The organism is Microbacterium sp. B24, from assembly GCF_000333415.1.
In the GTDB taxonomy this organism is placed as follows: Bacteria; Actinomycetota; Actinomycetes; order Actinomycetales; family Microbacteriaceae; genus Microbacterium.
This window is the reverse complement of record NZ_BADB01000236.1, coordinates 1-6,237: the sequence shown is the minus strand read 5'-3', so window position 1 is coordinate 6,237 and position 6,237 is coordinate 1. Positions and strand designations below refer to the sequence as shown.

The 6,237-nt window shown below is 68.9% G+C and carries 5 protein-coding genes; all 5 read right to left on the bottom strand.

From position 1 onward, the window contains the following. Positions 1–95: 95 nt before the first annotated feature. The gene (gene pheT, locus I5I_RS06390) at positions 96–2,621 is read right to left on the bottom strand and encodes a phenylalanine--tRNA ligase subunit beta (RefSeq protein ID WP_036317772.1); all 2,526 of its coding nucleotides are present in this window, start codon (positions 2,619–2,621) and stop codon (positions 96–98) included. Continuing rightward, positions 2,621–3,661 carry a phenylalanine--tRNA ligase subunit alpha gene (gene pheS / locus I5I_RS06385; protein ID WP_036317769.1) on the bottom strand — a complete coding sequence of 347 codons (1,041 nt, stop codon included), beginning with the start codon at positions 3,659–3,661 and terminating at the stop codon, positions 2,621–2,623. Before pheS ends, pheT begins: the two co-directional genes overlap by 1 nt. Positions 3,662–3,719: 58 nt before the next feature. Continuing rightward, complete coding sequence (locus I5I_RS06380; RefSeq protein ID WP_231560342.1) at positions 3,720–4,670, bottom strand: amino acid ABC transporter permease; 951 nt, start codon at positions 4,668–4,670, stop codon at positions 3,720–3,722. After that, positions 4,667–5,314: an amino acid ABC transporter permease gene (locus I5I_RS06375; protein ID WP_036317774.1), complete on the bottom strand. Its 648-nt coding sequence runs from the start codon at positions 5,312–5,314 to the stop codon at positions 4,667–4,669. Before I5I_RS06375 ends, I5I_RS06380 begins: the two co-directional genes overlap by 4 nt. 84 nt (positions 5,315–5,398) lie before the next feature. Next, positions 5,399–6,237, bottom strand: an 839-nt coding sequence (locus tag I5I_RS06370) for a glutamate ABC transporter substrate-binding protein (protein ID WP_036317765.1), incomplete at its 5' end; no start/stop codon positions are given.

Here is a 6,237-nt window from a genome sequence, read left to right as displayed (position 1 = left end):
CGCAGGTCAGAACGGCACGGCCGTGGTCGGGCAGGGGTTCATGGAGGTACCCGCGTGGCATTGGGGGTCGCGGTGAACGAACCGCGAACCCCCGGCTACTCGCGAATGCTCGCCGCGTAGCGCTCCGCGGCGACGGCCACTCCGGCGAGCTTCGCGTCGGTGGCCTCGGCGGCCGTGAGCGTGCGATCCGGCGCGCGGAAGCGCAAAGCGAAGGTGAGGCTCTTCGTACCTTCGACGAGGCCGGTTCCGCGGTAGTCGTCGACGAGTCGGACCGCCTCCAGCAGCGTGCCCGCACCCTCGCGCAACGCCGACTCGACGTCGCCCGCGACCACGTCTTCGCCGACGACCAGCGACACGTCCTGGGTCGCCGCCGGGTACCCCGACAGCGATGGCGCCACGTCGGGGGCACCGGCACGGCGCAGCACGCGGTCGAGATCGAGCTCGGCGACGTAGACCTCCCCGTGCAGGTCCGCGTCGGCGGCCACCTGCGGCAGCACCTGGCCCACGTAGCCCACCTCGTCACCGGCGACCGTCAGCACTCCCGCGCGGCCGGGATGCAGCGCGGCGCGCTGCCCCTGGGCGACCTCGATGCGCACTCCCGCTCCGGCGGCGATGGTCTGGACCGCGCCGAGGACGTCCGAGAGGTCGACCGGGATCGGAGCATGACCGGGCTGCTTGGCGACCATGTCACCCGTCAGCAGCACCGCGACGTGGCGCGGCTGCGGCGGCAGGGCGGCGTTCAACGCGGCGATCGTCTCGTCGTCCGGGCGCACCGCCAACGGCGGTACGGTGTCGGTTCCGTACGTCACGCCCTCTTCCGGGGTGAACACGAGTCCCGTCTCGAACAGGGCGAGGTCGCCGAAGCCGCGCGCCTGGTTGCGGTGCGCGACCTGCAGCAGCCCCGGCACGAGGGAGCGGCGGAGGTACGGCGCCTGACCGTCGAGCGGGTTCGCGAGCTTGACCGATGCCATGGGCTCCCCCGACGCCGACCCGTGCAGGGCGTTCGCCTCCGCCGTGGAGAACGGGAACGAGGGCGTCTCGACGAAGCCGGCGGCGGCGAGCGCGTTGGCCACCCGGCGCCGCCCCTTCTGCACCGACGTGAGGCCGCGGCCGGAGGGCGGCGTGGGCAACACCGACGGGATGCGCTCGAGCCCGTGGATACGGGCCACCTCCTCGGCGAGCGTCCATTTGTCGGTGAGGTCAGGACGCCACGTCGGGGGAATGACGTGCCAGCCGTCCGTCGCACCATCGAGCGCGTCGCCCGGCAGCACCTCGCAGCCCACCATCTCCAGGGCGTCGGTGATCTCGGCATCCGTGTAGTCGACGCCGATCAGCTGCGGTACGAAGGCGCGCGGCAGCTCGATGCCGCCCACGAAGACCTCGCCGAACAGCGCACCCCCGAGGTCGGCGTCGAGAGTGCCGCCGGCGAGCTCGACCATGAGGTCGGCGACGCGACGGGCCGCCACGAACGGCAGGAGCGGGTCCACTCCGCGTTCGAAACGACGCGAGGCCTCCGACGGCAGCTTGTGACGGCGTGCCGTGCGGGCGATCGTGACCGGGTCGAAGATCGCGGCTTCGACGAGCACATTGCGCGTCGAATCCGTCATCTCGGTGGTGCCGCCCCCCATCACACCGGCGAGACCGATGGGGCCGGAGTCGTCGGTGATGAGGAGGTCCTCGGCGCTGAGCGTGCGCTCCTTGCCGTCGAGGGTGGTCAGCTTCTCGCCCTCGTGCGCGCGGCGCACCGTGATGCCGCCCTGAAGTCTGTCGAGGTCGTACCCGTGGATGGGGTTGCCGAGCTCGAGCATGACGTAGTTCGTGATGTCGATCAGGATGCCGAGCGAGCGGATACCGGCGAGGGTCAACCGCGCCACCATCCAGGGCGGCGTCGGCCGAGTCGGATCGACGCCGCGGACCACGCGGGCCACGAACTCGCTGGCTCCGACGCGTCCGCGCAGCGGCAGACGGTCGTCCACGACGACGGCGAACCCCGAACCGGGCTGCACGTCGTCCCACGCGTGCGCGGCGGGGTCGGTGAAGGCGGCACCGGTCGCGTGCGAGTATTCGCGGGCGATCCCGCGGATCGACAGGGCGTAGCCACGGTCAGGAGTGACGTTGATGTCGACGGCGACGTCGTCGAGGCCCAGCAGAGCGATCGCGTCGGTGCCGACCTCGGGGTCCAGGCCCAGTTCGACGAGCCGCAGGATGCCGTTGTGCTCGTCACCCAGCCCGAGCTCGCGCGCGGAGGCGATCATGCCGTCCGAGACATGACCGTAGGTCTTGCGCGCGGAGATGGGGAAGGGCCCCGGCAGGGTGGCGCCGGGCAGCGAGACGACGACTTTGTCGCCCTCGACGAAGTTCGACGCGCCGCAGACGATGCCACGGACGCCACCGTTCGCCGCACCGACGTCCACCTGGCACCACCGGATCGTCTTGCCGTTGGACTGCGGCTCGGCGTCGAAGGAGAGCACCCGGCCGACGACGACCGGTCCACTGATCTCGAAGCCGATCGCCTCTTCCTCCTCGAAGCCGACCGACACGAGCGCCGCGAAGACATCGTCGGTCGTGGCGTCCTGGGGAAGCTCGACGTACTCACGCAGCCACGACAGAGGGACGCGCATCAGACCACCATTCCGAACTGCTCACTGAAACGGACATCGCCTTCGGCCATGTCCCGCATGTCCTGCACGTCCGAGCGGAACATCAGCGTGCGCTCGATGCCCATTCCGAACGCGAACCCCGAGTAGACCTCGGGGTCGATCCCGGCCGCGCGCAACACGTTCGGGTTGACCATTCCGCATCCGCCCCACTCGATCCAACGCGGGCCGCCCTTGAAGGTGGGGTGCCAGAGATCCAGCTCTGCCGACGGCTCGGTGAAGGGGAAGTAGTTGGTGCGAAAGCGCGTCTTCGCCTCGGCGCCGAACAGCACCTTCGCCGCGTGATCCAGCGTGCCCTTCAGGTTCGCCATCGTGATGCCCTTGTCGACGACGAGACCTTCGAACTGGTGGAAGGCCGGCAGGTGGGTCGCATCGAACTCGTCGGTGCGATACACGCGCCCGGGCGAGAGCACGTAGATCGGCACGTCGCGCTCGAGCATCGATCGCATCTGCACCGGGCTGGTCTGCGTGCGAAGCACCAGGTGTCGCGCGATCGGGTCGACGAAGAAGGTGTCCTGCAGCTGGCGTGCCGGGTGATCGATGTCGAAGTTCAGGCCGTCGAAGTTGTACCACTCGTGCTCGAGCTCGGGGCCCTCGGCGATCTCCCACCCCATGCCGACAAACAGGTCGGCGATCTCCTCCTGCAGCAGGGACACCGGATGCCGAGCCCCGACACGCGTCCGCGGTGAGACGGCTGTGATGTCGATGCGCTCGGACTCGAGCTGGGCCGCGGACTCCGCAGCGGCGAGCTCTTCCTCACGGGCGGCGAGGGCCTGCGTGAGACGAGCGCGCGCCTGCCCCACCAGTTTGCCGAAGGCCGCCTTCTGATCGTTCGGCACATGCCGCAGCTGCGCGTTCAGCCGCGCCAGGGGCGAGCCTTCGCCGGCGTGAGCGGCGCGCGCGGCCTTCACCTCGATCGTCGAGCCTGCCGCGGCGATGGCTGAAAGCGCGTCGACGACGGCGGCATCGACGTTCTCTGGAGTGATCTCGGGTGCGTCAGACACAAGAGAGGAGTCTACCGGGGGGCGGACAGCCATCCCTGCCGCGCTGGTCGCCCGCCGATCAGCGCGGACGGCGCGGCAGACGTGTCGGTCCGCCGCCCTCGTTGCCCGTGGAGCGATCGGTCGACTGCTGCAGACCGATCAGCTGGGTATCGGTCGTCGCCCCCACCGGGTGGTGCAGCGCCCCGCCTTCTGCCGCTTGCTGCTGTTGACGACGCTTCGTACGCTGCTCGATGCGGTACGCGACGTAGCTCAACGCCAGGCACATGGCGACGTAGATCGTGCCGCCGATGATGGCCGTTTGGATGAGGGGCGAGCTGTACACCGCATTCGAGCCGAGCAGCTTGATGACATACAGCAGCTCGGGGTACGTGATGATGAAGCCGAGCGCGGTGTCCTTGAGGGTGACGACGAGCTGGGCGACGATGACGGGCATCATGGCCCGGATCGCCTGCGGCAGCAGCACGAGTCGTAGCACCCCGGCCTTGCGCAGACCGATGGCGTAACCCGCCTCGCTCTGGCCGCGCGGCAGCGACTCGACGCCGGCACGGATGACCTCGGCGAGCACCGAGCCGTTGTACGCGACGAGGGCGATCACGACCGCCCAGTAGGGCTCCATCCGGATGCCGACGACGGGCAGGCCGTAATAGAGCAGCATCATGAACACGAGCACCGGGACGGCGCGCAGAACCTCGGTGACCCAGCCGACCGGGATCCGCACCCAGGCACGATCCGACAGGCGCCCGATCGCGAGGATGAATCCCAGCACGAGGGCACCCACCGCCGCGGCGGCGAAGGCGGCGAGCGTGGCCAGGGCCCCGTCGAGCAGACGCTGCCAGATCGTGGCGTAGGTGAAGATCTCCCACTTTTCGGCGGCGAACTGACCGGTGGCGGCGAAGCGCCAGATCACCCATCCCGCCGCCGCCGCGATCACGACGATCGTCAGAACACCGAGAACGCGGTTGCGGACGATCGCCTTCGGTCCGGGGACGTCGTAGAGGACGGAGCTCATCGCGCGACCTTCCATCTGCGCTCCATCGCCCGCTGCAGCCATGCGAGAAGCAGCACGAGGGCGACGAAGATGACCATGACCCACAGCAGCGTCACGAGCTGGTTCTCGCCGCGCTCGCTGAGGTTGCTGCGGACCGAGCCGAGGTTGAGCACCGAGAAGCCCGCGGCGACGGTCGTGTTCTTCAACAGCGCGATGAGCACGCTCATCATGGGTGGGATGACCGAGCGCGTGGCCTGCGGCAAGACGACGAGGGTCATCACCTGACCGAACGTGAGCCCGAGTGCACGCGCGGCCTCTGCCTGGCCCACCGGAACGGTGTTGATGCCCGAGCGCAGCGTCTCGGCGACGTAGGTCGCCGTGTAGACCCCGAGGGCGAGCGTGGCCAGCAGGACCGCGTCGATGCGCTCGCGCAGCAGGATCGGCAGGCAGAACGCGAAGAAGAACATGACGAGGGTGAGCGGGGTGTTGCGGATCCAGTTGACGTAGACCGCGCCCACCGCCCGCGCTGCGGGAATCGGCGAGACGCGCATGGCGCCCACGACGAAGCCGAGCACCAGTGCGAGGATGCCGCCTCCGACGAACAGCACCATCGTCCCTCTGAGCGCCTCACCCCAGAGATCGAGGTTGTTGGTGATGATCTCCACCGCGCCGCCTTCCATCGTTCTCGTTGTCGTCGTCTGGATACCGGATGCCGGCGGCAGCGCACTCGTCGCTGCCGCCGGCATGCCTCAGCTCGCGGCGTCGACCGGGGGCTGCGTCGCCTTCACGCCGGAGGCGCCCAGGTTCTTGTCGAAGATGGCCTGCCAGGTCGTGCCACCGTCGGTGAACATCGTGTTGATGAACGCCTGGAGCGCGGTGTCGCCCTTCGCGATACCCACGCCATAGCGCTCCTCACTGAAAGGCTCGCCGACCACCTTGAGCTTGTCGGGGCTCTGCGCCGCGTAGCCGATGAGGATCGCTTCGTCGGTGGTGACGGCATCGACCTGGCCGTTCTTCAGGTCCTCGACGCAGGCCGAGTAGGTGTCGTACTCCTTCGTCTTGGCCGGCGTCTCATCCTTGATCCGCTGGATCGAGGTCGACCCGGTCGCCGAACAGACGGTGTCCTCTGCGGTCAGCGCGTCTTTTCCGGTGATCTTGTCGTTGTCGGCCGCGACCAGCAGACCCTGACCGGTGATGAAGTAGGGGCCGGCGAAGGAGATCTGCTGCTTGCGCTTGTCGGTGATCGAGTACGTGCCGACGTAGTAGTCGATGTCCCCGTTCACGATGGCCTGCTCACGGTTGGCCGAGGCGATCGGCTGGAACTGGATCTTGTCCTCGGCAACGCCCAGCGAGGCGGCGATCCAGCGCGCGATGTCGACGTCGAAGCCGCTGCGCGTGTTGGTCACCGGATCCAGATAGCCGAGGCCGGGCTGATCCTCCTTGACGCCCACCGTGACGGTGCCGGAACTCTTGATCTTCTCGAACGTGGGGCTGCCGTCGAGCGTCACGTCGGTGGCGACCGTCCAGGGATTGTCCGCGGCACCCGACGCGCCGCCGGTGGAGCCCGGCTCTGCACCGGGCGTGCCGC

Bases quoted from the DNA above. Each gene is read 5' to 3' on its own strand.
- pheT (WP_036317772.1), bottom strand. From the start codon at position 2,621: ATGCGCGTCCCTCTGTCGTGGCTGCGTGAGTACGTCGAGCTTCCCCAG.
- I5I_RS06380 (WP_231560342.1), bottom strand. From the start codon at position 4,670: ATGAGCTCCGTCCTCTACGACGTCCCCGGACCGAAGGCGATCGTCCGC.